Genomic DNA, 23,384 nt, shown 5'->3' with positions numbered 1-23,384 from the left:
ACCGGGACTTCTCTCGCGGACGCCGACTGCAGGGCTCACATTCTCCCCCACGCGCCTGACCCCGTCGAGCACGCGGCGAAGCGCCCGCCGGCGGAGGGACGCGGCGTCGCCGCCCGGTGACGCCTCCGTATGTGTCACCGGGCGCACGGCACGGCCCCGGCCCGGGCGCCTTTACTTAGTAGATCAACTTGTTCACTTGCGGCGGGTCTGGCGGACGCCCACACCCTCGTGCCAGGCGTCCATGACGATCTCGTCGCCCTCGACCCGCGTCCACACCACCTCCGTCAGCTCGATCCTGAACAGATGCGACTCCGTGTCGGGCAGCTGGAACGACGCCAGCACGTCCGCGTCGGTGATCTCCACCGCCCGGCCGGCCAGCTTCACGTCCCCCTCCCACGTCGACGGATCCTCGCCCTGCGGATCTCGCGAGGTGACGTGGATGGCCATCCGCGGGTCGCGCCGCAGGTCGAGCGCCTTGACCGCGCGCGGCATCGACCCCGTCCACAACTCGCCGTCCCGGAAGCTGGTCTCGACGCCGCTGACCCGCGGCGAGCCGTCCTTGCGCAACGTCGCCAGGACCTTGTGCCGGTAGGCGTCCATCAGCCGCCGGACCGTGGCCGCCAGCTCCGGCGCCTGCCGCTCGAACTCCTGCCAAGAAGCCATGGTCGCCATCATGGACGACGCCCCCGACAAAATCACGGCCGCGCCACCGGTTTGTGAAGGGCGGTTCACAAAACCGTCCCGCGCTCGTACGACCCGTGGCCGCACGAGGGCAGGTACGTGGCCGTGCTCAGCACCACGCTCGAGGCCGGCGCCGACCCGCGCGTCACCGTCTACCGCGACCTCGACCACCTCGTCCGCGGGCTGGCCGAGCGCGGCACCGAGAGCGTGTACGTCGACGGCGGGCAGGTCATCCGCGCCGTCCTGCGGGCCGGGATGATCGACCAGATCACCATCACCACGGTGCCGGTGCTGCTGGGCACCGGGCTGCCGCTGTTCGGGCCGGTCGGCGGCGACGTCCCGCTGACGCATGTGGCGACCAAGGTGTTCGGCGCGGGCGTCGTCCAGTCCTACCGCGTCGAGCAGCGCCTTGTGACGGCATAGTGCCGGTGAAAAACTGGAGGTGACGGCAGGTCTGACGAGAAGGGGGACGTCATGATCGAGGTCAAGAGCATCGACAAGCCGGACGAGCGCCGGGACTTCCCCAGGGGCCACCTGGAAGTGTGCAACCTGACCGGGCTGAGCTTCGGCGTGGCCACGTTCGACCCGGGCTGGCGCTGGTCGGAGTCCGTCAAGCCGCTCGCCGGCACCGACTCCTGCGAGTTCCACCACAACGGGTTCGTGGTGACGGGGCGGCTGCGCATCCGGATGAACGACGGCACCGAGGCCGAGGTCGGCCCGGGAGAGGTCTTCGTCTGCCCGCCCGGGCACGACGCCTGGGTGGTGGGCGACGAGCAGTGCGTCGTCTACGACTTCGCGGGCGGAGCCGCCGAGTACGCCAAGCAGCCCGCCGGCGGCCAGACCGCGGAGAGCCGGCCCTCGGGCGAGGAGACCATGGGCTACTAGCGGTAGCCGCGCTTGCCGGTGGGCAAGTCCTCTCAGATGCGGCGTGGCCGGAGCGACAACCCTCCGGTCACGCCGCCCGCATGTCGGCACCGGAACAGCCACCGCACAAGCGGGATGGGCCCGGGCGCGAGTCGGGATGGTCCCATGTCACAGGCCTGATGGACGTTACACATGGCGCAGGAGCGGATGAGGGTCGCATGCGACGCCGCACCCGGCACATGAGAGGTCACACCCCCGCGGCGGCGGCGCACGATGCTGCGCCGGGAGCCGCGCGCCCTGCCCGGTACGGGAGAACGCCTCCGAGCCCCGGCGTGCCGGCGGGCCGGGTCAGGGGCGGCGGCGGGCGCGGTAGGCGCTGGCCTTGGCGCGGTTCTGGCAGGACAGGCCGCAGAACCGGCGGGAGGCGTTGCGCGTGACGTCGAAGAAGACCAGCTCGCAGCCGCCCGCCTCGCAGGTCCGCAGCCGCACGCCCTGGCCGACGCCGATGACCATGGCCAGCGCCGTGGCGGCGTCGGCGGCCCAGGCGTCCACCAGATCGGCCCCGGGGGCGTGGAAGGCCAGGATCGGGGGGTCGCCGTGCAGGTTGGGCACGGCTCCGTGGCGCACCAGGGCCCGGTTCAGGGTGCCGATCGCGTCCGCGGCGCCGGTGAAGACGGGGCGCAGCTCGGCGGCGACGCCTGCCAGCCGGTCGGCGTCGGCGGCGCTGACGACAGGGCTGACGACAGGGCTGACGACAGGGCTGACGACGGGCACGTTCGGCGTCCCACCGCCTGCCGGGGCGCCGCGCGGGGTCCAGCCGTGCTCGGCGAAGGCCGCCTCCAGGGCGGTCTTGCGGTCGGCGGACGGTTCCGCACGGCGGCCGCGGACGTGGGTGACAGTGAGCGCGTTCACCAGAAGGACGGCGAGCTCCACCCATCTCCCAACATAACTGTCTATTTGGGATTGACCAGTGATGCGCCAGGCGTCTATCGTCACCGGCAAATCATATCTAGACAGTGAGGCATTGCCATGAGTGAGATGTCCAGGCTGGCTCGCCGCATGTGGCACCAGCTCGAGCCGGTGCACGCGGTGCTGTACTTCTCGCCGCAGGGTTTCGAGGAGGCCGCGGCGCTCGGCTACGACGTGGAGTCGCGCTGGCCGAGCTACTTCGCCTACCGGACGGCCCCGCTCGGCAAGGCGGGCGCGCGGCTGGCCACGGCGCTGTACTACAGCTTCAGCCCACGGACCATGGCCGAGCACGTTCCGGCGGTGTGGGAGGTGGCCTCGCCCGAGCAGGTCCTCCCGGCGCGGCTGACGGCGGTGGAGCGGACGTACCGGCACCTGCTCGGCGACGACCGGCTTGCCGGGCCCGAGGTGAAGGAGGCGGCGGAGCTGGCCCGGAGGGCGGCCGAGAGCGTGAGCGTGGCGGGCCGGCCGTTCGCCGCGGCCAATCTGGACCTGCCCTGGCCGGACGAGCCACATCTGGTGCTGTGGCAGGCCGCCACGGTGCTGCGCGAGCACCGCGGCGACGGCCACCTGGCGGCGCTGCAGGCCGCGGACCTGGACGGATGCGAGGCGCTGGTGTCGTTCGCGGCGATCGGGGCGGCACCGGTGGAGACCTTCGCGGGACGCGGCTGGAGCGAGGCGGAGTGGGCGGCGGCCCGGGACCGGCTGGCCGCGCGCGGGCTGGTCGGCGCCGACGGCATGGCCACCGAGCGCGGGCGGGCGCTGCGCGACCAGGTGGAGCGGATGACCGACGAACTGGCCGCGGAGCCGTGGCGGCGGCTCGGCGAGGAGCGCGCCGCCCGGCTCGCGGAGCTCGGCGCGCCGATCCTCGGCGCGGTCTTCGAGGCCGGGCTGCTGCCGATGACCAGCACCCTGGGCATCGCCACGGTCAAGGCCCCCGACTAGACCCCCGCCTCCTCCGGCTGGACCGAGTCCCCGGTGGCCGGGTCGAGCCGGAAGGAGCCCAGCGCCCCTCCAACGCGCCTTCAAGCACCCGCAAGGCCGGACCGACACGGCGGCCAGGCTCCAGCCGGAACGAGCCCGGCGTCTCCCCTCAAGCACCTGCGACGCCGGACGCGGCTCCCGTGGCCGCTCCGCAGCGGGCCGAGATCGGCGACCCGCTCCCCAGGTCGCGGCCGCGTGGCGCGCCTCGCAGCCGGCGCCCGCCTTCTAGGCGGAGCCGGGGGCGGGCTGCCACAGGCCGATCTGGGCGCCCTGGTCGTCGGTGCAGGAGCAGCTGCGACCCGACGCGCTGTCGACCACCTCACCGACACTGCCGCCCAGCTTGCGCGCCTGCTCGGCGACCGCGTCGATGTCACTCACCTGGTAGTACAGGTTCGGATGTGCGGAGGGCTCGCCGGTCACGAAGCCCATGGGGAGGGCCGTGTTCGTGACGTGCAGGTACGTCTCGTGCTCGCGCTTGAACTCCCAGCCGAACAGCGCCCCGTAGAAGGCCGCCGCCCGGTCCAGGTCCGGGACGGACAGGGTGTAGTAGCCCAGCTCGACAGGCATGTGCCTACCTCCGCAATAATTGCCGGTATCGTTAAGCATCAACAGCCTAACGGAAGCGGGCAAAAATTAACAACAACGTTAACGATGTGGACGCCACGCTGGCCGCCCTCGCCGACCCGACCCGGCGCAAGGTGATCGACCTGCTTCGCCAGGGCCCGCGCCCGGCCGGGGAGCTGGCTCAAGCGGTGCAGATGAGCGCACCCGCGCTCAGCAGGCATCTGCGGGTGCTGCGGGCCGGCGGGCTCGTGCAGGCCGAGGCGGGCGGGGCGGACGCCCGGCTGCGCCTCTACACGCTGCGCCAGGAGCCGTTCACGGCGCTGCAGGCGTGGCTGGACCAGGTGCAGGCGTTCTGGGCCGAGCAGCTGGGCTCGTTCAAGGAGCATGTCGAGCGCGCCCACGCGGACAAGGGCCACGAGGACAAGGGCCACGAGGACAAGGGCCACGAGGACGGGGGCCCTGCGGCCGACGGGGGCGCATGCGCCGGCCGGGAGGGCGGTTCGTGAACTCCGTCCAGGCCAGCGTCACCGTGCCGGTCGATCCGGCGACCGCGTTCCGGATCTTCACCGACGAGATCGACCGCTGGTACGTCCGTACCCGCCACAGCTGGGTGAACCCCGCCCGTGCCGTCGGCATCCGCTTCGAGGACGGCTATCTGCGCGAGCTGTGGTCAGACGGCGGCCACGTCGACACCGGAAAGATCCTCGCCTGGGAGCCGCCGCACCGCCTCGTCTGGGCCGACCTGATCAACGAGACCGGGCGGATGGAGATCGAGGTGGCCTTCAGCCCGGTCGACGGCGGCACCGAGGTGCTGCTGGAGCATCGCGGTCTCGACACGCTGCCGCCTGACGTGGCCGGGCGCATCCGGCGCGGCTACTCCTGGAACATCGTCCTCAACTGGTTCGCCGACCAGTGGAAGGACGAGTGGAAGAAGGCCTAACGCCGGCCGTACTTCTTGTGCACGGCCTGCTTGCTCACGCCGATCGCGTCGGCGATCTGCGCCCACGCCAGCCCCGCCACGCGGGCCCGCCGCACCTGGACCGCCTCCAGGCGCTCGATCTCGCGGCGCAGCGCGGTGGTGGCGTGCAGTGCCCGCAGCGGATCGTCGTCCTGCGCCTGCGTGATCAAGGTGGCCAGGTCGTTCGTCATGCACTAAAGGTAATCCAGGAGCAGCCGGTCGATCTCCTCGGGACGTTCCATGGCCGGCAGGTGCCCGGCCCACTCCAGCTCGACCAGCCGACCGCGCGGCAGCTCCGCGGCCAGGTGACGGGCGCACAGCAGGAACCACTCCAGGTCGTGCGCCCCGGACACCACCAGCGCCGGGACGTCGATCGCCCCCGGCGACACCTCCTCCGCCGCGCTCTCCGCCTCGCCGCCCACCTGCAGCTCGTACGCGCGCCGCTGCATGGCCGCCAGCCGCTCCCCGGCCGCGTCGGACGCGTGCGGGCCGAGGAGGGTGCGCGCGGTCAGCCGGGCCGCCCGGTCGAGGTCGCCGGCCTCGACCAGCCGCTCCTCCTCCGTCCAGTACGCCCGCACGTCCTCGCTGGGCGGCACGTCGGCGACCGGGTTGAGCAGGACGAGCCGGTCGGCGAGCCCGGCGGCCGCCAGCTCCAGCGCGACCCGTGTCCCGCCCGAGGAGCCGACCAGCGCCGCCCGGCCCACGCCCAGCCCGGCCAGCACCTCGGCCACGTCGGCCGCGTCACTGTAGGCGCCGTCCGCCCCGTACGGGCTGCGGCCGTACCCGCGGAAGTCCACGGTGATCACCCGGAACCGCCCGGCCAGGGCGTCCACCTGCGACCGCCACATGCCCGAGTCGGCCGCCGTCGAATGCAGCAGCACCACCGGCTCGCCCGCGCCGTACTCGGCGTGCCAGATCGTCATCGGGACTCCACCACCAGCCGCACGCCCAGCCCGATGAGCACCACGCCGGAGAGCTGCTCCAGCCGGCGCCGCACCGCCGGGCGGCCCAGCCAGTCCTTGGCCTTGGCCACCGCCCAGATGAGCAGGCCGTACCAGAGCAGGTCGACCAGCACCCACACGACGGCGAGCGTCACCAGCGTGACCGGCACGTTGTGCCCGGCCGGGACGAACTGCGGCAGGAACGACATCGCGAACACCGCCGCCTTCGGGTTGGCCACGCACGTCCCGACCCCGGCCAGGTAGGAGCCGCGCCAGTTCGCGGCCGTGGCGACCTCGGGCGGCGGCGCCGCGCCCCTGCGGGCCTGCCACAGCGACTGCGCGCCCATCACGACCAGCACCACGGCGCCGATCACGCGCATGACGTCGTAGGCCAGCTGGGAGGCCACCAGCAGCGCCGACAGCCCGAACGCGGCGGCCAGGCCCCACAGCAGGATGCCGGTCTCGTTGCCCAGCGTGGCGGCCATGCCGCTGCCGCGGCCGGAGCGGAGGGTCTGGCGCAGGATGATGGCGGTGCTGACGCCGGGCACCATGGCCACCAGGACGCACGCACCGACGAACGCGAGAAGATACATGGCCGGATCATGACAGACCCGGTGTCCCGATCTCGCCTGAATTAGCCGTACAGCTTGCTCAGCTCGGCGGCCGCCTCGCGCATCATCGCGCGCAGCTCGGGCGGCTCCAGCACCTCGACGTCGGCGCCCATGCGCAGCAGCAGCCAGCGGGCGTGCGTGATCGACTCCACCGGCAGGGTGAGCGTGAGCCAGCCCTCCGGGTCCGGCTCCCCCGCCGCGGCCAGGGCGGCGTCGACGACGTCGCGGCCCATCGTGTAGGCCAGCAGCTCGCCTCGGCCGGGGGCGAGCTTGACGACGGCCTCGGCGGTGTACATCCGCTCGCGGAACTCCTTGGCGTACGCGCTCCAGAAGGCGGCCAGCTCGAACCCCTCCGGCCGCTGGAAGTGCCCGGGCAGCGTCTCCAGCGTCAGGATCCGCGCCACCCGGTACGTGCGCGGGGCGCCGTCCGGCGGGGCCGCCACCAGATACCAGGAGCCGCCCTTGAGCACCAGCCCGTACGGGTGGATCACCCGGTCGACCTCCTGCTGCCCCCAGCGGCGGTAGGTCATGTGCAGCGGCCGCTGGTCCCACACCGCCTCGGCCACCTCGCCCAGGTGCGGCACGTCGTCGCCGGAGCGGTACCAGCTCGGCACGTCCAGCAGGAACCGCTCGCGCATCCGGGAGGCGTGCGAGCGCGGCTCCGGCGGCAGCGCGGCCAGCAGCTTCAGCTCCGCCGTGGCCGCCACCTCCGCCAGGCCCAGCTCGGCCGCCGGCCCCGGCAGCCCGGCCAGGAACAGTGACGACGCCTCCTCGGCGGTCAGCCCGTTGAGCCGGGTGCGGTAGCCGTCCAGCAGCCGGTACCCTCCCGCGGGCCCGCGATCGGCGTAGACGGGCACGCCGGCCGCCGACAACGCCTCCACGTCGCGGTAGACGGTGCGGACCGACACCTCCAGTTCGGCGGCCAGCTCGGGCGCGGTCATGCGGCCGCGCGTCTGCAGGAGCAGGAGGAGGGAGAGCAGGCGGCTGGCGCGCATACCCACCATTGTATTGCGCACATATGTCGTGTTTGTATGAACACATGGAGCGTTTGCAGGCCATCATGAACGCGTTGCGCGTGCAGGACAGCGTGTCGGTCGCCGAGCTGGCCGCCGAGCACGGGGTGTCGGAGATGACGATCAGGCGCGACCTCGACGAACTGGCGCAGCAGGGGGTGGTGCGGCGGGTCAGGGGCGGCGCGCTGTCGCTGCTGCTGCGCGGTGAGGAGCCGCCGTTCGGGGTGCGCGAACGGGAAGCGGTGGAGGCCAAGCGGCGCATCGGCGCCGAGGTGGCCGGGCTGATCGCCGACGGCGAGGCGGTGGTGCTGGACGGCGGCACGACCGCGCTCGAGGTGGCCCGCGCCCTGCTGGACCGCCGCCTGACCGTGCTGCCGCTGGCGTTGCAGGCGGTGGCGATGCTGGCCGCCGCGCCGCGCGTGCGGCTGGTGCTGCCCGGCGGCGAGGTACGCAAGAACGAGCTGAACTTCATGGGCCCGCTGACCGAGAGCTCCATCCGGGCGCTGCGGTTCGACACGGCGGTGATCGGCTGCTGCGGGCTGTCGGCCGAGCACGGCCTGACCGCGCACGACCTTCCCGAGGTCGCGATCAAGCAGGCGGCCATCGCCTCGGCCCGGCGGGTGGTCGTGGCGTGCGACTCGGGCAAGTTCGCACGGACGGCGTTCGGGGCGGTGTGTCCCATCTCGCGGCTGGACGTGGTGGTGACCGACTCCGGCATCCCGCGGGAGGAACGCGACGCCCTGGTGGCGGCGGGCGTGACGGTCAGGGAGGTGGTCGCGTGAGCCCGGTGCGGCTGCGGGAGGAGACCGGGTGAGGCGCGAGCGCACGGCCGTCTACCTTCTGTTCTTCCTGGCCGGTGCGGCCGTCGGCACGTGGACCGCGCGCATTCCCGCCGTCAAGGAACGCCTCGGGCTCGGCGACGGCGAGTTCAGCCTGGCCCTGCTGGCCATCGCCGCCGGCGCGGTCGTGGGCATGACGGCGGTGGGGCGGCTGGTGGACCGGCACGGCAGCCATCGCGTCATGATCCCGGCGGCGCTGGTGCAGGGCCTGGCTCTGGTCCCGGCCGCGTACGCGGGGAACCTGGCCGTGCTGGCCGTCTCGCTGCTGCTGTTCGGCCTCGCGCACGGCGTCCTGGACGTGTCCATGAACGCCAACGCGGTCGAGGTCGAGCGGGCCTGCGGGCGGCCGGTCATGTCGTCGTTCCACGCCGTCTTCAGCGTCGGCGGGTTCGCCGGGGCCGCCACCGGCGGGCTGTTCGCGCATGCCGGGCTGTCGCCGGCGGCCACGTTCTGGTCGGTGGGGGCGGTCATCGCGGCGCTGGCGTGGTGGGCCGCGCGGTGGGCACTGCGCCCGGTTCCCTCCGCGGCCCCGTCCTCCGGCGGCGGCCGGCTGCCCAAGGGGACCCTGTTCCTGGGCGTGCTGGCGTTCTGCTGCCTGGTTGGCGAGGGGGCGGCGGCCGACTGGAGCTCGGTCTACCTGCGCGAGGACCTGGGCGCCTCGCCGGGATTCGCCGCCGCCGGATACGCCGCGTTCTCCGTCATGATGACCGCGGGCCGGCTGGCGGGAGACCGGCTGGCGGCATGGTTCGGGCCGGTGCCGCTGGTGCGTTTCTGCGGGCTGCTGGCGGCCGCGGGACTGGGGCTGGCGCTGCTGTCCGGGCATCCGGTGGCGGGTGTCGCCGGGTTCGGCTGCTTCGGGGCGGGGCTGTCGTGCATCGTGCCGCAGGTGTTCTCGGCCGCGGGGCACCGGGATCCGGCGTTCGCGGGGCGGGCGCTGGCGCGGGTGGCATCCATCGGCTATCTGGGGTTCCTGTCGGGGCCGGTGGTCATCGGCGCGGCCGGAGAGCTGGCGGGGCTGCCGCGGGCGCTGGCCGTGCCGGCGTTGCTGGCCGCGTTCGTCGCCCTGGCCGCCACGGCGTTGCGGGCGCCGGCGCCCGCGCCGGTCAGCCGCTGAACTGCTGCCAGCCCAGCCTGGCCACCAGGGCCGCCACGACGCACAGCAGCACGATCCGGACGAAGGCGGCGCCCCGTTTGAGCGCCATCCGCGCGCCGAGCTGGGCGCCGGCGACGTTGCACACCGCCATCCCGAGGCCCAGCGCCCACTGCACGTGCCCCTGGACGCCGAACACGACGAGCGCGCCGACGTTCGTGCCGATGTTGATGATCTTCGCGGAGGCGGAGGCCGAGACGAAGTCCAGACCGAGGATGGCGGTGAAGGCGATGATCAGGAACGTTCCCGTGCCCGGGCCGATGATGCCGTCGTAGAACGCGATCCCCACGCCGGCCGCAGCCACGGCGGCCACGACCCTGGCGTTGGTACGCAGGTGCGGCTGCGGGAGCGCGCCGAGGGACGGCCGCAACGTCACGAACGCGGCCACCGCCAGCAGCACCACCATCACGGCGGGCCGCAGCACCTCGGCCGAGATCGACGCCGCCGCCCACGCCCCGAGGCCCGCGCTCAGCACGGCCAGGCCCGCTCCCGGGATGGCGACCTGGCGGTCGAGTTTGGTGGAGCGGGCGTAGGCGATGGCGGCGGAGGTGGTGCCGAAGACGGACGACAGCTTGTTGGTGGCCATCGCCTCGAGGGTGGGCATTCCGGTGATCATGATGGCGGGCAACTGAAGGAGGCCGCCGCCGCCCACGACCGCATCGACCCACCCGGCGCCCACCGCCGCGACCAGCACGATCAGGACCTGCTCCAGCGGCACGCCACTCCCCCGATTCCCCCAAGAAGCCCGGAAGAGTGTACAAGCGCAACTTTCTACGCTTTTCACCCCCCGGCCCCATGGGGCACGTCCGCCTGCAGATGTGTCAGCGGCATGCGGCCGCAGAGGGCTCAGGCGTGGCCGGGCGAGGACCGACCGGCCACGGGTCCGCCAGGTCGCCCGCCCATCAACGGACCGCAGCACCGCGCCACGGCGGAGGTCCAGCGGGCCGTCCCCTGGCCGCAGGCGGGGAGAGCGGTGTCGGGAGATACCGGTGGGATCGCCAACCGGCGCGCCAGGCAGGATCGGCGATCGGGCGCCGGCGGAGGCACCAGTGTGCGGCGACCAGGGCGACCGGCGTACCGGCGAGCTCGGCGGCCGTTGCGCCGGGGAGCCAGTGAGTCGGCGAGCCGAGGGACTGGCGAGCCGATGCGCCGGTGAGCCGATGCGCCGGTGAGCCGAGGGACTGGCGAGCCGCCGGGTGGCCGGGACCGGCAGGCCATCGAGTCGTCGTCGGGTCGTGACCGCCTGGCCATGACCGGCTGGCCGGCGGCGCGGGTGGTCAGGGCTGGGAAGCCAGGGTGCGGAGGAGGCCGGCGGTCAGGGCGGCGCGTTCGATCATGCCGTCGACGCTGATGTGCTCGTGCCGGGCATGCGCCCCGGCCCCCACCGCGCCCAGGCCGTCCAGAACGGGCAGGCCGAGCGCCGCGGCGAAGTTGCCGTCGCTGGCCCCGCCGACCGAGCACTCGCGCAGGTCCACGCCCATCTCCAGGGCCACCTCACGGGCCAGGGCAAACAGTCGCGCGGTGCCCGGCCCGCGTTCCATCACCGGACGGTTCCATCCGCCGCGCACCTCGATCGAGGCCCGCGGATCATGGGGCCGCAACCCGGCGAGGGCGGCGTCCACGCGCCCGGCCTCCGCCTGGCTGGCCACCCGGACGTCCACCTCGGCCCGGGCCGCCCCGGCGACCACATTGGAGCCGGTGCCGCCCGAGACGACGCCCACGTTGACCGTCGTACCCGCGCCCGGATCGGCCAGATCGTGCAGCCGCCGCACGGCCCTGGCCAGCTCGTCGATCGCGCTGGCGCCCTTGGCGGGCTCGAGCCCGGCGTGCGCCTCCACCCCGGTGAAGGTCAGGTGGAAGATGCCGACGCCCTTGCGCGCGGTCTTCAGCGCCCCGTCCGCGCTGGCCTCGAACACCAGCACGGCCGCCGCGTCCCTGGCCGCCTCCTCGATCAGCGGCCGCGAGGCGGGGCTGCCGATCTCCTCGTCACCGTTGAGCAGCAGCCGCAGCGGCGGCCTAGGCAGGCCGGCGGCCTCCAGGGCGCGCAGCGCCCACACGAGCTGCACCAGGCCCGCTTTCATGTCGAAGACGCCCGGCCCGGTCGCCCGGTCCCCGTCGAGGGTGAACGGCCAGGAGGCGAGCGTCCCGGCGGGCCAGACCGTGTCGTAGTGGGCGAGCAGGAGGATCGGGGCGCCGCCCACGCCCGGGTAGTCGTTGATGCGGACGTCGCCGTACACGCCGCCGTCGCCGCGCCGGATGTCGCCGCGCCCGCCGCCCTCGATGCGCCGGGTGGCCGCGGGCGGCCCGAGCCGGGCCGCCAGGTACCCGTCCAGCCAGTCCAGGCCCGCGTCGAGCAGGGCCTTGTCGTTGCTGGGCGTCTCGAGGGAGACGTACGCGGCCAGATCGGCGAGCATGTCGGCGCGGTGCCCGCCGATCCAGGCGCGCATTTCCCCGGCCTCTACCTCGTTCTCCACGGTCATGGGGCGGCCTCCTCGGGTGCTCGGCGAGGTGGTCCTCGCTGCTCGGCGCGCATCCGGACGCGGCGGGCCAGGCGGGCCGGCACGCCGCGGGGCAGCGGCGTGCGCGTCCTGGCGGGCTCGGCCTCGGCGGACGGCGCGGTGGGTGGTCGGGGACGTCGGCAGGGCGGCGGCGGACGGCGATGTCGCGCCAGATGCCGCTGCGACCTTGGGGAAGAGTACGCAGCCACGCCGCCAAACGATGCGTCGCCCCTCGTCATACCCCGTTCCGGGCCTCCGCTAGCTGTTACGGCGGGATCGAACCCGCCTCACGTCGTGACCCCGGGCCCCTCTGACCATGTTCGACCCGTGTTCGAGCCGTGTTCGACGCGACCGCGTGCATGGGCCGGCGCCCCGCAGAGCGCTCCTGGCCTGCCCTGCAGCGTGCTGTCACGGCTGGGCCGAGGCCACGAGAACGGACCGATGACAACACCAGCACCGCACTCGTGGGCTACCTCACCGAGCAGTCCCTACCTCACGAGCGGCCTCACCTCCTCGGCGCCGAGCTCCCAGCGATGAGGCACTGACACGGCGCACCGAAGCAGCCGTGCCCCGGCGCGAGAAGGCAGGCGGGGGCGGCGCGCTTTTCGGACGGCGCGCCGCCCCGCGTCGACGGCGACGGGACCCGACGCCCGGTCCGCCTGTCGCGATCTCCGGTCAGCGGGACGGGAGCAGGGTGCGCTTCCGGGAGGCGTAGATGTCGTCCACCAGCCGGTACGTCCGCGCCTGCTCGGCCGTGAAGATCCGGTCCCTCTCGATGTCCTTCCTGATCTCCAGAGGAGACCGGCCGGTGTGCCGCGACAGGATCTCCTCCTGCTGGTCGCGCATCCGCAGGATCTCCCTGGCGTGGATCTCCAGGTCGCTGGACTGCCCGCGCCCGCCCTCGGTGTGCGGCTGGTGCAGCAGGACGCGGGCGTGCGGCAGCGCGGCCCGCTTGCCGGGCGTGCCGGCCGCCAGCAGGACGGCCGCCGCCGACGCGGCCTCGCCGATGCAGACCGTGTGGATGTCCGGACGGACGAACTGCATCGTGTCGTAGATGGCGGTCATCGCCGTGAACGACCCGCCCGGGGAGTTGATGTAGATGTTGATGTCCTGGTCGGGGTCCAGCGACTCCAGCGTCAGCAGCTGCGCCATCACGTCGTTGGCGACGGTGTCGTCGATCGGCGCGCCCAGGAAGATGACCCTGTCCTCGAACAGCTTGTTGTACGGGTTCATCTCCTTGATGCCGTACGACGTGCGCTCCGTGAACGACGGCAGCACGTAGCGGCCACTCATGTCAGTTCATCCCTTCGGCGATGTGGTCGACGATGCCGTACTCCAGGGCCTCCTCGGCGGTGAACCAGCGGTCGCGGTCGGAGTCGGCCTGGATGCGCTCCAGTGGCTGGCCCGTGTGGTGGGCGATGATCTCGGCCATCCGCCGCTTGGTGTAGATCATGTTGTCGGCCTGGATCTGGATGTCGCTGGCCGAGCCGCCGATGCCGCCCAGCGGCTGGTGCATGACGATGCGGGCGTTGGGCAGGGCGTAGCGTTTGCCCTTCGCGCCGGCCGACAGCAGCACCTGGCCCATGGAGGCGGCGAACCCCATCGCCACCGTCGCCACGTCGCACGGAATGAACTGCATCATGTCGTAGAGCGCCATCCCGGCGTGCACGGACCCGCCCGGGGAATTGATGTAAAGGGTTATGTCGCGTTTGGGGTCCTCTGCCGCCAGCAATAGAAGCTCCCCGCAGAGCCGGTTGCAAATGTCGTCGTCGACCTCTTGGCCGAGGACGACGATGCGCTCCTTCAGCAGCCGCTGGCTGAGCTGGTCAGGCCAGGCCACGCGCTGGGTCTCCGTCATGACGAGTGCCTTTCTGTGCGTGGTGTTTCCGCGAGAAACGCTAGACCCGGGCGCCGTGAATTATGGAATCTTTTCGCTGGCGGCGCATTTCTCTAAGGGCGCATTCCACCGACAGCGAATTTCTCTCGACAGGCAATGACGGATGTGAGAAAGGACCGTGTTCCGGCGATGGGCGTGGCTCATTTCGGACGGGTTCGCGGCGGTGCTGAACGAGGTGACCTGGCCGGCGGGTCGGCGGCGGGGAAGCGTGGGCGGACGGACCGTCGAGACGCACGTCGGGAACGCGCCGCCCGGGCCCGGCGGGCCGGGGGCGGGTGCGCGGGCACGGCAGGAGTGAGCGCTGGTGGTTCCGGTCAGTTGGTCCTGGGGCCTCGGAAGGCGGCGCGGTAGGTGTGCGGGTTGGTGCCGACGATCCGTCTGAAGCGGTCGCGGAAGGTGCTGGATGAGCCGAATCCGACCTGGCCTGCGATGCGGTCGACCGGGTGGTCGGTGGCTTCGAGGAGGTACTGGGCCTGCCGGATGCGGGCGCGGAGCAGCCATTGGAGTGGAGTGGTGCCGGTTTGCTCGCGGAAGCGGCGGTTGAGCGTGCGGGTGCTCATGCCGGCGTAGGCGGCGATGTCGCCGAGGGTGAGATCTTTGGCGGCGTTGTCGTCCATCCAGCGCAGTACGGGTTCGAGGATGGACCCGCGTGGGGTGGGCGGTCGGTCGTGGACGATGAACTGGGCCTGCCCGCCTTCGCGTTCCAGGGGCATGACGGACAGCCGGGCGGCGTCGGCGGCCACTGCGGAGCCGTGGTCGCGGCGGATCAGGTGCAGGCACAGGTCCAGGCCGGCCGCGGCTCCGGCCGAGGTGAGGAACTGGCCGTTGTCCACGTAGAGGACGTCGGGATCGACGTCGACGGCGGGGTGGAGGTCGGCGAGCAGGCCGGTGGCGAGCCAGTGGGTGGTCGCACGCAGTCCGTCGAGCAGCCCGGTGGCGGCGAGGATGAACGCGCCGGCGCAGATGGAGGCGATCCGGGTGCCGTTGGCCGCGGCCTGCCGCAGGGCGTCGAGAACGTCGTCCGGGACGGGCGCGGTGGGGTCGGCGCAGCCCGGGAGAATGATCGTGTCCGCGTCGCGGAGCGAGTCCAGGCCCCAGGGCGGCTGCAGCGTGAACGCTCCGGCGTCGACGGCCGGGGTGGCGCCGGCGATCCGGACACGGTAGGCAGGGCGCCCATCAGGCAGCCGGGTGCGGGTGAACACCTCGATCGGGGTGGACAGGTCGAACGGGATGACCTTGTCCAGGGCGAGCACGGCCACGATGTGCATGGCGACAAGATAGACGGCCTGCTCATGGCCGCCAAGGCTGGAGACCAGGCCATTCGCGGGTATCCGCTGGTCAGCAGCGTTGGCGAGAATCCGGCGGATAGTGGCAATGCAGCCGATTCCGCCGGGCGCATGGGGTGGCTAGCGTCGGAGTCACTCTCACCGGGGAAGGACTGATCCGATTGCTCACGCAGATCGTGTTGTTCGACGGGTTCGACCCGCTGGACGCCATCGCGCCGTACGAGGTGTTGGCCGCCGGTGGCGCCATCGCGGGCGCGTCGCTCGAGGTGGAGCTGGTCTCCGCCGAGGGACCACGCCAGGTGCCCAGCGGGATGGGCCTGCTGTCGCTGGAGGCCACAGCCCGGCTGGAGCCGCAGCGCGCGGATCTGGTCGTCGTTCCCGGCGCTGCCGGCAGTCTCCCCGATGGACGAGATGACGTGCGGGAGGACAGCATCCCGGCCATCCTCGCCCGCACGCTCGACACGCCCTTGCCCGGCCTGCTCAAGGAGGCCCTCGACCGCCCCGGGACGACCGTGGCCACGGTGTGCGGCGGCTCGATGGTGCTCGCGATGGCCGGGCTGATCGCAGGCCGTCCCGCCACCACACACCACCTCGGGCTGGACGGGCTGGCCGCCACCGGCGTCGTCGCGGTCGACGCCCGCGTGGTCGACGACGGGGATCTGGTCACGGCCTCGAGCGTGACCTCAGGCCTCGACCTCGGACTGTACTTGCTGGAGCGGGAGCTGGGCCCTCGCGTGGCCCACGCCGCGGAGAGGTTGTTCGGCCACGAACGCCGCGGCGTCGTCTGGCGTGACACCGGATCGGCGCCCACGGTCGCCGTCTGAGGCGGGCGCGCCGCATCCTCGGTCGCCGTCTGAGACGGGCGCGCCGCACCCTGGTGAGGGGTGACGCCGACCGGGACCTCTCCGTGCTCGGTTTCCCGTACCGGATCCCCCGCGTCCACGCCGCGGCTGGGGATCGTGCTCTCGGCCCTGGGGGCTCGTCACCGCGAGCGGCCTGGGCCTGCCGGGCGACGCGTGGCGGATCACCTCGATCGCGTTGTCCACGGCTGTCGTCAGCGGGCTCGTGCTGCAGGCTCCCCCCGCGCCGGCACCGCATGCTCGCGCCAAGGCAACCCACCCCGGCTCGCAGGCGGCGCGCTGCGGCATGCGGCGCGCCCGGGCCGCGGCGTCAGGCGGGCCGGGCGGCGGCGTCGGGCGGCGGCGTCGGGCGGGCCGGGCCGGGGTGCGAGGAGGTCTTCGGGGGCCGGGCAGGGAGCGACCGGCCCTGCCCTCTAGCGGACGCCCCCACGGCGCATGAGTTCGGCCGCGGGGAGCAGGGTGGCCTCGGTGGCGGTCAGGCCCGTGGCGGACAGGGCCTGGTCGACGAGCCGCAACCCCACGGCATATCCCGCCATGTCGGGAATGCCGCGAGGCTCCTGCCCGAAGTTCCGCACCGCGGTGTCACCCAGCACGTACGCCGAGGTGTGCTGCATCCCCGCCAGGTCGAAGTCCGCCATGATCATCTCGAACGCCCGGTCGAAGTCCTCCCCCGCCACCATCGACGACCACGGCCCCATGGCCTCCGGCCCCGACAGCTCCCGGACGAACGCCTCGGCCAGCCCCTCGGCCACCACGTGCTCGCCGACGGTCACCGTGACCGGGTTCCACTCCACGTTGGTGAAGCGCACGTTGTGGTGGAACTCGTGCACCGCGCAGTGCGCGATCCTGCCGATCACCTCCTCAGACGGCCACGCCAGCAGATACAGCCAGCCCGGCGAGCCGCCCATGCCGTAGTACCCGCCGGAGATCTTCATCAGGTGCTCGTCGTCGGGGTTGCCCAGCACGAACATGACCTGCAGCGAATCGGCCTGCTTGGCCTCGCGCAGCCGGTCGGAGGCGCGCTCCAGCTCGCGCCGCACCTGGCCGAGCACGTCGGCCTCGATCATGCGCCGCACGGCCGTCAGGTAACGCGGATCGTCGGCGTCGACGCGGAAGCCGCCGCCCTTGTGGTGGATGTCGACGATGTCGCCGGGCACGGGGAGCGCCGACCGCATGGGCGCCAGCATCTCCCGCAGCGCGCCGGGCCGCTCCTCCAGCGGCTTCTCCAGCAGGCCGGCCATCGCCGTCAGCGTGTCGTGAATGATGAATTCCATGCCGCGGACGCTAAAGCCTCACGCCGCGTGAGGCTCAAGCCCCATTCACGCCGCCCCCAGTCGCCCCGGGCGGGGAAGCCGACCACGAGCGCACGGCTCGCGGCGTCCGGCTGGGTGCCGGGCGACCACGGCGCGCGGGCGGTAGACGGGCCCTGGGCGGCATGCGCCCCGGATGATCAGGGCATCACCCAGCGGCGCCCCGTACGGTCACAGTGGCGACTCCGCGCCCGGGTCGTCCCCGGGCGTGCGGCCGGGGGTGGCCTGGCCGCTGTCGGTCGGCGACGGCGACTCCGACGGCGAGGGCTGCGGCGCGGGCGTGGCCGGGGTCGGTGGCGGCGTCGGCACGAACACCGTCGGCGGCAGCTGCCTCGGCTGGGGCTCGCTGTCGCTCCGCCCGAACAGCAGCAGCCACAGGATGGCCGTCACCAGCAGCAACAGAAGCGCCAGCGCCAGCGCGGCCATCAGGACCCGTTTGCGGGTCTCGGTCAGCGGCCGGCGCCGCCGGGTCGGGCCGGGCAGCGCGGGCGCGCGGTCGGTCAGCCAGTACGGGACGAAGTCGGGGCCGTGCGCCTCTCCGATGAACGTGCCGCCCACCATGACCGGCTCCAGGAACTTCTCGGCCCCCGGCCGCCCGGGCACGTACGGCACCGCCACCCACGGCGCGTGCCCGAAGTGGCTGTCCAGCACCTCAGGCGTGCCGTCCAGCACCGCGCCCCGCTGCCGGGAACGGCCCAGCCAGCCGCGCATCCCGGACCGCTCCCCGCCGGACTCCTTGATCGCGGTGATGAACCGCTCGCGTGCCGCGGCGTCGAACGCGGCGCCGCGCGTCAGCACGGCCAGCGACACCGCACGCCCGTCGGGCGCCTGGCCCAGATACACGAAACCGGCCGGCACCTGATGCAGGCGCGCCTGAACCACGAAGGGCCCCAACCGGGGCGGATCGCCGTACTGCAGCGGACTAGCCACGTTTGCCATGAAAGCACAGACGTGGCGTCGTGCACGTTTCCGGCATTGTTTGGTGGAATGGCGTCATGAGCGTCGCCGAAGAGTTGCCAGGCGGAAACGATGCGGCACTGCTGCGTCAAAGTCTCGACGAGGTCCGGCGGGTCATCGTCGGCCAGGACCACATGGTCGAAAGGCTCATCGTGGCCCTGCTGGCGCGCGGGCACTGCCTGCTCGAAGGAGTCCCGGGGGTCGCCAAGACCCTCGCCGCCTCCACCCTGGCCACCGTCGTGGGCGGCACGTTCGCCCGGATCCAGTTCACCCCCGACCTCGTGCCGAGCGACATCATGGGCACCCGCGTCTACCACCCCTCCAACGAGAAGTTCGACGTCGAGCTGGGCCCGGTGTTCGTGAACTTCCTGCTGGCCGACGAGATCAACCGCGCCCCCGCGAAGGTCCAGTCCGCGCTGCTGGAGGTCATGGCCGAACGCCAGGTCACCCTCGCCGGCGTCACCCATCCGCTGCCCAAGCCGTTCATCGTCCTGGCCACCCAGAACCCCATCGAGTCCGAGGGCGTCTACCCGCTGCCGGAGGTGCAGCGCGACCGGTTCCTGTTCCGGGTGCGCGTGCCGCATCCCAGCGCCCACGAGGAGCTGGAGATCCTGCACCGCATGAGCGTCAAGCCGCCCGTCCCCGAGCGGATCCTCGACCCCGACAAGCTGCTGGCCCTGCAGGAGGCCGCCGAGCAGGTCTCGGTCCACCAGCTCGTCGCCGACTACGTGGTGCGGCTGGTCATGTCCACCCGCGCCCCCGCCGAGTACGGCCTGGGCGACCTCACCGAGACCATCGAGATCGGCGTCAGCCCCCGCGCCACGTTGGGCCTGGTCTCCGCCGGGCGGGCGCTGGCCCTGCTGCGCGGCCGCGACTACCTGCTGCCCGACGACGTACGCGACGTGGCCGTGGACGTCATGGCCCACCGGCTGATGCTCACCTTCGACGCCCTCGCCGACGGCGTCGACCCCGAGGAGGTCGTCAAGCAGATCCTGCACGCCGTGCCCCCGCCCCTCGTCGTCTGGAACCAGAACCGTTGAGCCCGACCACGGCAGAGCAGGCACTGCGGCGGCTGGAGCTGACCGTCGTCCGGCGGCTGGACGGCCTGCTGCACGGCGCCCACCAGGGCCTGCTGCCCGGCGCGGGCAGCGAGGCCGGCGACAGCCGCGTCTACGTGCCGGGCGAGGACGACGTGCGGCGCATGGACTGGAACGTCACCGCCCGCACCACCGTCCCCCACGTCCGCGACCTCGTCGCCGACCGCGAGCTGGAGACCTGGGCACTGGCCGACCTGTCCCCCAGCATGGACTTCGGCACCGCCGACACCGACAAACGCGACCTGGTGATCGCCGCCGTCGCCGCGATCGGGTTCCTGTCCAGCCGGATGGGCGACCGGTTCGGGGCGCTGGTCCTGCACGACGAGTACATCCACCGCATGCCCGCCCGCACCGGCCGCCCCGCCCTGTACGGGCTGCTCCACTCCCTCATGGACGCCCCACGAGGCCAGGTCGTGGCCGACCCGCCCGACCTCGCCGAGGGCCTCGACGTGCTGTCGGCCAGCCGCCGGCGCCGCGGCATGCGGCTGGTCGTCTCCGACTTCCTCGACGCCCACCCCGACCTCGACCCCGACGCCGAACGCCCCTGGGAGCGCCCCATGCGGCGCCTGGCCGCCCGCCACCAGGTCCTCGCCGTCGAGGTGATCGACCCGCGCGAGCTCGAACTGCCCGACGTGGGCCGGGTGGCGTTCGCCGACCCGGAGACCGGGAAGGTACGCGAAGTGCACCTTTCCCCTAAAATCCGGCAAGCGTACGCGGAGGCGGCCGCCCTGCAACGCGAGAGCACCCGCCTGGCGCTGCGCCGCGCCGGCGTCGCCCACCTGGTGCTGCGGACCGACCGGGACTGGGTGTTCGACGTCGCGCAGTTCGTGCTGCGCCAGCGCCGAATGAGCCACGTACACAGGAAGGTGACATGACGTTCCTCGCCCCCTCCTGGCTGTGGCTGTTCGTCCTGGTGATCCTGCTCATGGCCGGCTACATCGCGGCGATGTTCGCCCGCCGCCGCTACACCGTGCGCTTCACCAACCTGGCCCTGCTCGACCTCGTCGCCCCCGCCGGCCCCGGCTGGCGCCGCCACGTCGCTCCCGCGTTGTTCCTCGTCATGATGTCGCTGCTGGTCATCGGCGCCGCCAAGCCCGCCGACGAGGTACGCGTGCCGCGCGACCGCGCCACCATCATGATCGCCCTGGACGTGTCGCTGTCCATGGACGCCGACGACGTCCAGCCCAACCGGATCGCCGCCGCCAAGGCCGCCGCCCAGACGTTCGCCACCGAACTGCCCGACCGCTTCAACGTCGGCGTCGTGGCCTTCGCCCGCACGGCCAACGTCGTCGTCTCCCCCACCACCGACCACCAGGCCGTGGTCACCGCGATCGGCAACCTCACCACCCGCCCCGGCACCGCGATCGGCGAGGCCGTCTTCAACGCGCTCGACGCGCTGCGCTCGTTCGACCAGCAGGCCGCCACCGACCCGCCGCCCGCCGCGATCGTGCTGCTCTCCGACGGCGACAACACCTCCGGCAGGTCCGTCAACGAGGCCATCGAGGCCGCCCAGCAGGCCCGCGTGCCGGTCTCCACGATCGCGTACGGCACACAGGAGGGCACCGTCAACATCGACGGCCGGCCGGTGAACGTGCCGGTCAACAAGCAGACCCTGCAGTCGCTGTCCGACGGCACCAGCGGGCGGGCCTATGCCGCCGAGTCCGGCACCGAGCTGCGCGAGGTCTACGAGCAGATCGGCACCTCGCTCGGCTACAAGCTGGTCAACCAGGAGATCACCCAGTGGTTCATCGTGGCCGCGATCCTGGCCGGGCTGCTGGTGGCCGGTGCGGCGGTCATGTTCGGTTCCCGCATCCCGTAACGTTTTGCCACGTGACGAAAGGCAACGGGGCCCACTACTTCTCCGAGCGGCCGGAGGCGGCGAGCAAGCCGGGCTCGGTCGACCTGGTCCTGCCCGACCTGCACCTGCGCCTGGAGACCGACAGCGGCGTGTTCTCGCCGGAGCGGGTCGACGTCGGCACGCGCGTGCTGCTGGAGACCGTCCCGCCGCCGCCCCAGGAGGGCGACCTGCTCGACCTCGGCTGCGGCTACGGGCCGATCGCGCTGACCATGGCCTCGCGGGCGCCCGGGGCGACCGTGTGGGCCGTCGATGTGAACCGGCGCAGCCTGGAGCTCACCGAGCGGAACGCCCGAGCCGCCCGCCTTTACAAAGTAAGGCCCGTGCATGTTGATGAAATGCCAGATGATGTGAAATTTCGGGCAATCTGGTCCAATCCTGCGATCCGCATCGGGAAGCAGGCCCTGCACGACATGCTCACCAGGTGGCTGACCCGCCTGACGCCCGACGGCGTCGCCTACCTGGTCGTCCAGAAACACCTCGGCTCGGACTCCCTGCAGCGCTGGCTCGGCGAGCAGGGCTGGCAGGCCTCCCGCGAGGCCAGCCGGGCCGCCTACCGCATCCTGAAGGTGACCCGATGAGAAGGCAGCTGCGCCCCACCGACGTCAAGCGGCTCAACCGCACCTGGCGCAGGCAGACGGAAAACCGCCTCGCCCTCATCCTGGAGTCGGTCACCGGCCCGTTCAACGTCGGCTCGATCTTCCGCAGCGCGGCGGCGTTCGGCGTGGACGAGATCTGGCTGGCCGGCAACGCCACCCCGCCCACCAACCCCAAGGCGGGCAAGACAGCCCTCGGCACCGAACGGCTGGTCACCTGGCACGAGCCGGTGCCCGCCACCGAGGCCGTCAAGGCCGCCAGGGAAGAGGGCTACACGGTGCTCGCCATCGAGCTGACCGCCGAGGCCGTGCCGCTCCACCGGGCCCACCTCGCCCGCGACATCTGCCTGGTCGTCGGCAGCGAGGACCACGGCTGCTCCCCCGCCCTGCTCGACGCCGTCGACGGCGCCTGCTACATCCCTCAGGTCGGGCGCGTCGGCTCGTTCAACGTGGCGGTGGCGGCGGCCATCGCTCTGGCCGAGGCCCGCCGCCAGGAGTGGCAGAATCTCCCCGATTCGTAACCACAGGTTTCCTCCAGGAAGGGCATACTTCAGGACGTGCTCAGCCGCCGATTCGCCTTTCTCGACCACCCGGGTCCGCTGGCCTTCGCGCACCGCGGGGGCGCCGCGGAGAACGCGGAGAACTCCGTGGCCGCCTTCGAGCGGGCGGTCGGGCTCGGCTACACCTATCTGGAGACCGACGCGCACGCCACCGCCGACGGCGTGCTGGTCGCCTTCCACGACCACACGCTCGACCGGGTGACCGACCAGCGCGGCCGCATCTCCGAGCTGCCCTACCGGGCGGTCAGGCAGGCCCGCATCGGCGGCGTCCACGAGATCCCGCTGCTGGAAGACCTCCTCGGCACCTGGCCGGAGATCCGCTTCAACATCGACGTCAAGGAGGCGGCGGCCATCGCCCCGCTGGCCGAGGCGATCAGGCGCACCAACTCCTACGATCGCGTCTGCCTGACCTCCTTCTCCGACGAGCGCCTGGCGCTGGCCAGGGCGGCGATCGGACGGGAGGTGTGCTCGGCGCTCGGCCCGCGCGGCGTGGCCGCGCTGCGCGCCGCCGCCACCACCTCCGGCTACGGCCGATTGCTCGCCCGCCTGTCGCACGCCGGCATCCCCTGCGCCCAGGTGCCGGTGGGCTTCCGCGGCCTGCGCGTCACCACCCGGCGCCTGATCCGCACGGCGCACGCCATCGGCATGCAGGTGCACGTGTGGACCGTCAACGACCCCGCCCGCATGGAGCACCTGCTCGACCTGGGCGTGGACGGCATCATGACCGACAACGTCACCGGCCTGCGCGAGGTGCTCGTACGGCGCGGCCAGTGGCATCCGGGCAGCGTGGCGGCATGACAGCCACCGCAGGCGGGGCCGCCCGCCGCACCAGAGCCACCTGACAGCCACCGGCCGCCCGGCCGCATCCGCAGCGACACGACCGCCGGCCGAATGGCC

General features: G+C 72.6%; 28 protein-coding genes. 14 read left to right on the top strand and 14 right to left on the bottom strand.

What is annotated here, in order from left to right:
* Window positions 1-192: 192 nt before the first annotated feature.
* Complete coding sequence (locus ID574_RS51075; protein WP_188196335.1) at window positions 193-663, bottom strand: pyridoxamine 5'-phosphate oxidase family protein; 471 nt, start codon at window positions 661-663, stop codon at window positions 193-195.
* Between the two features lie 117 nt (window positions 664-780).
* Here ID574_RS51075 and ID574_RS51070 point away from each other — a divergent pair, with 117 nt between their 5' ends.
* Together ID574_RS51070 and ID574_RS51065 are read left to right on the top strand one after the other, a co-directional pair.
* Window positions 781-1,104, top strand: a complete 324-nt coding sequence (locus tag ID574_RS51070; protein ID WP_188196334.1) for a dihydrofolate reductase family protein — start codon at window positions 781-783, stop codon at window positions 1,102-1,104.
* A 51-nt stretch (window positions 1,105-1,155) separates the two neighbouring features.
* Window positions 1,156-1,566: a cupin domain-containing protein gene (locus ID574_RS51065; protein ID WP_188196333.1), complete on the top strand. Its 411-nt coding sequence runs from the start codon at window positions 1,156-1,158 to the stop codon at window positions 1,564-1,566.
* 327 nt (window positions 1,567-1,893) lie between these two features.
* Here the strand turns inward: ID574_RS51065 and ID574_RS62105 are convergent, their stop codons facing one another.
* On the bottom strand, window positions 1,894-2,478 hold the full coding sequence (locus ID574_RS62105; protein ID WP_262496163.1) for a CGNR zinc finger domain-containing protein: 585 nt from the start codon (window positions 2,476-2,478) through the stop codon (window positions 1,894-1,896).
* A 96-nt stretch (window positions 2,479-2,574) separates the two neighbouring features.
* Between ID574_RS62105 and ID574_RS51055 the strand changes: the two genes are divergently transcribed.
* Window positions 2,575-3,456, top strand: coding sequence for an SCO6745 family protein (locus tag ID574_RS51055; RefSeq protein ID WP_188196332.1), 882 nt, complete (start codon window positions 2,575-2,577; stop codon window positions 3,454-3,456).
* Between the two features lie 264 nt (window positions 3,457-3,720).
* Here the strand turns inward: ID574_RS51055 and ID574_RS51050 are convergent, their stop codons facing one another.
* Entirely contained in the window at window positions 3,721-4,062 is a 342-nt protein-coding gene (locus tag ID574_RS51050) for a VOC family protein (protein ID WP_188196331.1), read from the bottom strand.
* Between the two features lie 86 nt (window positions 4,063-4,148).
* On the opposite strand from ID574_RS51050, the gene ID574_RS51045 reads away from it, so the two are divergent.
* Both ID574_RS51045 and ID574_RS51040 read left to right on the top strand, forming a co-directional pair.
* Window positions 4,149-4,565, top strand: coding sequence for an ArsR/SmtB family transcription factor (locus tag ID574_RS51045; RefSeq protein ID WP_223167934.1), 417 nt, complete (start codon window positions 4,149-4,151; stop codon window positions 4,563-4,565).
* Window positions 4,562-4,999 (top strand): SRPBCC domain-containing protein, encoded by a 438-nt coding sequence (locus ID574_RS51040; protein ID WP_188196330.1) that lies wholly within the window; start codon window positions 4,562-4,564, stop codon window positions 4,997-4,999. The genes ID574_RS51045 and ID574_RS51040 overlap by 4 nt, the downstream gene beginning before the upstream one ends.
* Here the strand turns inward: ID574_RS51040 and ID574_RS51035 are convergent.
* Genes ID574_RS51035 through ID574_RS51020 form a run of 4 tightly spaced genes read right to left on the bottom strand, consistent with a single transcriptional unit; the run spans window position 4,996 to window position 7,564 of the window.
* Window positions 4,996-5,208 carry a hypothetical protein gene (locus ID574_RS51035; protein ID WP_188196329.1) on the bottom strand — a complete coding sequence of 71 codons (213 nt, stop codon included), beginning with the start codon at window positions 5,206-5,208 and terminating at the stop codon, window positions 4,996-4,998. The two genes, ID574_RS51040 and ID574_RS51035, sit on opposite strands and share 4 nt — an antisense overlap.
* A 3-nt stretch (window positions 5,209-5,211) precedes the next feature.
* Entirely contained in the window at window positions 5,212-5,940 is a 729-nt protein-coding gene (locus tag ID574_RS51030; protein WP_188196328.1) for an alpha/beta fold hydrolase, read from the bottom strand.
* Window positions 5,937-6,551: a LysE family translocator gene (locus ID574_RS51025; RefSeq protein ID WP_188196327.1), complete on the bottom strand. Its 615-nt coding sequence runs from the start codon at window positions 6,549-6,551 to the stop codon at window positions 5,937-5,939. Before ID574_RS51025 ends, ID574_RS51030 begins: the two co-directional genes overlap by 4 nt.
* A 41-nt stretch (window positions 6,552-6,592) precedes the next feature.
* Window positions 6,593-7,564 carry a helix-turn-helix transcriptional regulator gene (locus ID574_RS51020; protein WP_188196326.1) on the bottom strand — a complete coding sequence of 324 codons (972 nt, stop codon included), beginning with the start codon at window positions 7,562-7,564 and terminating at the stop codon, window positions 6,593-6,595.
* Between the two features lie 44 nt (window positions 7,565-7,608).
* On the opposite strand from ID574_RS51020, the gene ID574_RS51015 reads away from it, so the two are divergent.
* Both ID574_RS51015 and ID574_RS51010 read left to right on the top strand, forming a co-directional pair.
* Window positions 7,609-8,364, top strand: coding sequence for a DeoR/GlpR family DNA-binding transcription regulator (locus ID574_RS51015; protein ID WP_223167933.1), 756 nt, complete (start codon window positions 7,609-7,611; stop codon window positions 8,362-8,364).
* A gap of 28 nt (window positions 8,365-8,392) precedes the next feature.
* Complete coding sequence (locus tag ID574_RS51010) at window positions 8,393-9,535, top strand: MFS transporter (protein WP_188196325.1); 1,143 nt, start codon at window positions 8,393-8,395, stop codon at window positions 9,533-9,535.
* On the opposite strand, the gene ID574_RS51005 is transcribed toward ID574_RS51010, so the two are convergent.
* From ID574_RS51005 to ID574_RS50985, 5 genes are all read right to left on the bottom strand, one after another.
* Window positions 9,525-10,289 carry a sulfite exporter TauE/SafE family protein gene (locus tag ID574_RS51005; protein WP_188196324.1) on the bottom strand — a complete coding sequence of 255 codons (765 nt, stop codon included), beginning with the start codon at window positions 10,287-10,289 and terminating at the stop codon, window positions 9,525-9,527. The genes ID574_RS51010 and ID574_RS51005 overlap by 11 nt on opposite strands.
* Window positions 10,290-10,848: 559 nt before the next feature.
* Window positions 10,849-12,018 (bottom strand): M20 family metallopeptidase, encoded by a 1,170-nt coding sequence (locus tag ID574_RS51000; protein ID WP_188196397.1) that lies wholly within the window; start codon window positions 12,016-12,018, stop codon window positions 10,849-10,851.
* Window positions 12,019-12,744: 726 nt separating this feature from the next.
* Window positions 12,745-13,362, bottom strand: a complete 618-nt coding sequence (locus ID574_RS50995; protein WP_188196323.1) for an ATP-dependent Clp protease proteolytic subunit — start codon at window positions 13,360-13,362, stop codon at window positions 12,745-12,747.
* Between the two features lies 1 nt (window position 13,363).
* Entirely contained in the window at window positions 13,364-13,927 is a 564-nt protein-coding gene (locus tag ID574_RS50990) for a ClpP family protease (RefSeq protein WP_188196322.1), read from the bottom strand.
* A 353-nt stretch (window positions 13,928-14,280) separates the two neighbouring features.
* Window positions 14,281-15,234, bottom strand: a complete 954-nt coding sequence (locus ID574_RS50985) for a GlxA family transcriptional regulator (protein ID WP_188196321.1) — start codon at window positions 15,232-15,234, stop codon at window positions 14,281-14,283.
* 179 nt (window positions 15,235-15,413) lie between these two features.
* Here ID574_RS50985 and ID574_RS50980 point away from each other — a divergent pair, with 179 nt between their 5' ends.
* Complete coding sequence (locus tag ID574_RS50980) at window positions 15,414-16,076, top strand: DJ-1/PfpI family protein (protein WP_188196320.1); 663 nt, start codon at window positions 15,414-15,416, stop codon at window positions 16,074-16,076.
* Between the two features lie 449 nt (window positions 16,077-16,525).
* Here ID574_RS50980 and ID574_RS50975 read toward each other — a convergent pair whose 3' ends face one another.
* Window positions 16,526-17,386: a DUF2268 domain-containing putative Zn-dependent protease gene (locus tag ID574_RS50975; RefSeq protein ID WP_188196319.1), complete on the bottom strand. Its 861-nt coding sequence runs from the start codon at window positions 17,384-17,386 to the stop codon at window positions 16,526-16,528.
* Window positions 17,387-17,593: 207 nt separating this feature from the next.
* Window positions 17,594-18,361 (bottom strand): hypothetical protein, encoded by a 768-nt coding sequence (locus ID574_RS50970; RefSeq protein ID WP_223167932.1) that lies wholly within the window; start codon window positions 18,359-18,361, stop codon window positions 17,594-17,596.
* A 56-nt stretch (window positions 18,362-18,417) separates the two neighbouring features.
* On the opposite strand from ID574_RS50970, the gene ID574_RS50965 reads away from it, so the two are divergent.
* From ID574_RS50965 to ID574_RS50940, 6 genes are read left to right on the top strand one after another with little or no spacing between them, the layout of a single operon-like run.
* Complete coding sequence (locus ID574_RS50965) at window positions 18,418-19,419, top strand: AAA family ATPase (RefSeq protein ID WP_188196318.1); 1,002 nt, start codon at window positions 18,418-18,420, stop codon at window positions 19,417-19,419.
* A complete protein-coding gene (locus ID574_RS50960) occupies window positions 19,416-20,351 on the top strand; it encodes a DUF58 domain-containing protein (RefSeq protein WP_188196317.1) in 936 nt (311 codons plus the stop codon). The genes ID574_RS50965 and ID574_RS50960 overlap by 4 nt, the downstream gene beginning before the upstream one ends.
* Complete coding sequence (locus ID574_RS50955; RefSeq protein WP_188196316.1) at window positions 20,348-21,295, top strand: VWA domain-containing protein; 948 nt, start codon at window positions 20,348-20,350, stop codon at window positions 21,293-21,295. Before ID574_RS50960 ends, ID574_RS50955 begins: the two co-directional genes overlap by 4 nt.
* A gap of 11 nt (window positions 21,296-21,306) precedes the next feature.
* On the top strand, window positions 21,307-21,912 hold the full coding sequence (locus ID574_RS50950) for a class I SAM-dependent methyltransferase (RefSeq protein ID WP_188196315.1): 606 nt from the start codon (window positions 21,307-21,309) through the stop codon (window positions 21,910-21,912).
* Window positions 21,909-22,448 carry a TrmH family RNA methyltransferase gene (locus ID574_RS50945; protein ID WP_188196314.1) on the top strand — a complete coding sequence of 180 codons (540 nt, stop codon included), beginning with the start codon at window positions 21,909-21,911 and terminating at the stop codon, window positions 22,446-22,448. The genes ID574_RS50950 and ID574_RS50945 overlap by 4 nt, the downstream gene beginning before the upstream one ends.
* A gap of 36 nt (window positions 22,449-22,484) precedes the next feature.
* Window positions 22,485-23,285 carry a glycerophosphodiester phosphodiesterase family protein gene (locus ID574_RS50940; RefSeq protein ID WP_188196313.1) on the top strand — a complete coding sequence of 267 codons (801 nt, stop codon included), beginning with the start codon at window positions 22,485-22,487 and terminating at the stop codon, window positions 23,283-23,285.
* Window positions 23,286-23,384: the final 99 nt, after the last annotated feature.

The organism is Nonomuraea sp. SYSU D8015 (assembly GCF_008065375.1).
Lineage (GTDB): Bacteria > Actinomycetota > Actinomycetes > Streptosporangiales > Streptosporangiaceae > Nonomuraea.
The sequence above is the reverse complement of the archived record's forward strand: the minus strand, read 5'-3'. Positions and strand labels throughout refer to the sequence as shown.

Coding starts and splice junctions, on each gene's coding strand:
- ID574_RS51075 (WP_188196335.1), bottom strand. CDS start 663: ATGGCTTCTTGGCAGGAGTTCGAGCGGCAGGCGCCGGAGCTGGCGGCC.
- ID574_RS51065 (WP_188196333.1), top strand. CDS start 1,156: ATGATCGAGGTCAAGAGCATCGACAAGCCGGACGAGCGCCGGGACTTC.
- ID574_RS51055 (WP_188196332.1), top strand. CDS start 2,575: ATGAGTGAGATGTCCAGGCTGGCTCGCCGCATGTGGCACCAGCTCGAG.
- ID574_RS51050 (WP_188196331.1), bottom strand. CDS start 4,062: ATGCCTGTCGAGCTGGGCTACTACACCCTGTCCGTCCCGGACCTGGAC.
- ID574_RS51035 (WP_188196329.1), bottom strand. CDS start 5,208: ATGACGAACGACCTGGCCACCTTGATCACGCAGGCGCAGGACGACGAT.
- ID574_RS51030 (WP_188196328.1), bottom strand. CDS start 5,940: ATGACGATCTGGCACGCCGAGTACGGCGCGGGCGAGCCGGTGGTGCTG.
- ID574_RS51025 (WP_188196327.1), bottom strand. CDS start 6,551: ATGTATCTTCTCGCGTTCGTCGGTGCGTGCGTCCTGGTGGCCATGGTG.
- ID574_RS51020 (WP_188196326.1), bottom strand. CDS start 7,564: ATGCGCGCCAGCCGCCTGCTCTCCCTCCTCCTGCTCCTGCAGACGCGC.
- ID574_RS51015 (WP_223167933.1), top strand. CDS start 7,609: ATGGAGCGTTTGCAGGCCATCATGAACGCGTTGCGCGTGCAGGACAGC.
- ID574_RS51000 (WP_188196397.1), bottom strand. CDS start 12,018: ATGCGCGCCTGGATCGGCGGGCACCGCGCCGACATGCTCGCCGATCTG.
- ID574_RS50995 (WP_188196323.1), bottom strand. CDS start 13,362: ATGAGTGGCCGCTACGTGCTGCCGTCGTTCACGGAGCGCACGTCGTAC.
- ID574_RS50990 (WP_188196322.1), bottom strand. CDS start 13,927: ATGACGGAGACCCAGCGCGTGGCCTGGCCTGACCAGCTCAGCCAGCGG.
- ID574_RS50985 (WP_188196321.1), bottom strand. CDS start 15,234: ATGCACATCGTGGCCGTGCTCGCCCTGGACAAGGTCATCCCGTTCGAC.
- ID574_RS50975 (WP_188196319.1), bottom strand. CDS start 17,386: ATGGAATTCATCATTCACGACACGCTGACGGCGATGGCCGGCCTGCTG.
- ID574_RS50970 (WP_223167932.1), bottom strand. CDS start 18,361: ATGGCAAACGTGGCTAGTCCGCTGCAGTACGGCGATCCGCCCCGGTTG.
- ID574_RS50965 (WP_188196318.1), top strand. CDS start 18,418: ATGAGCGTCGCCGAAGAGTTGCCAGGCGGAAACGATGCGGCACTGCTG.
- ID574_RS50955 (WP_188196316.1), top strand. CDS start 20,348: ATGACGTTCCTCGCCCCCTCCTGGCTGTGGCTGTTCGTCCTGGTGATC.
- ID574_RS50945 (WP_188196314.1), top strand. CDS start 21,909: ATGAGAAGGCAGCTGCGCCCCACCGACGTCAAGCGGCTCAACCGCACC.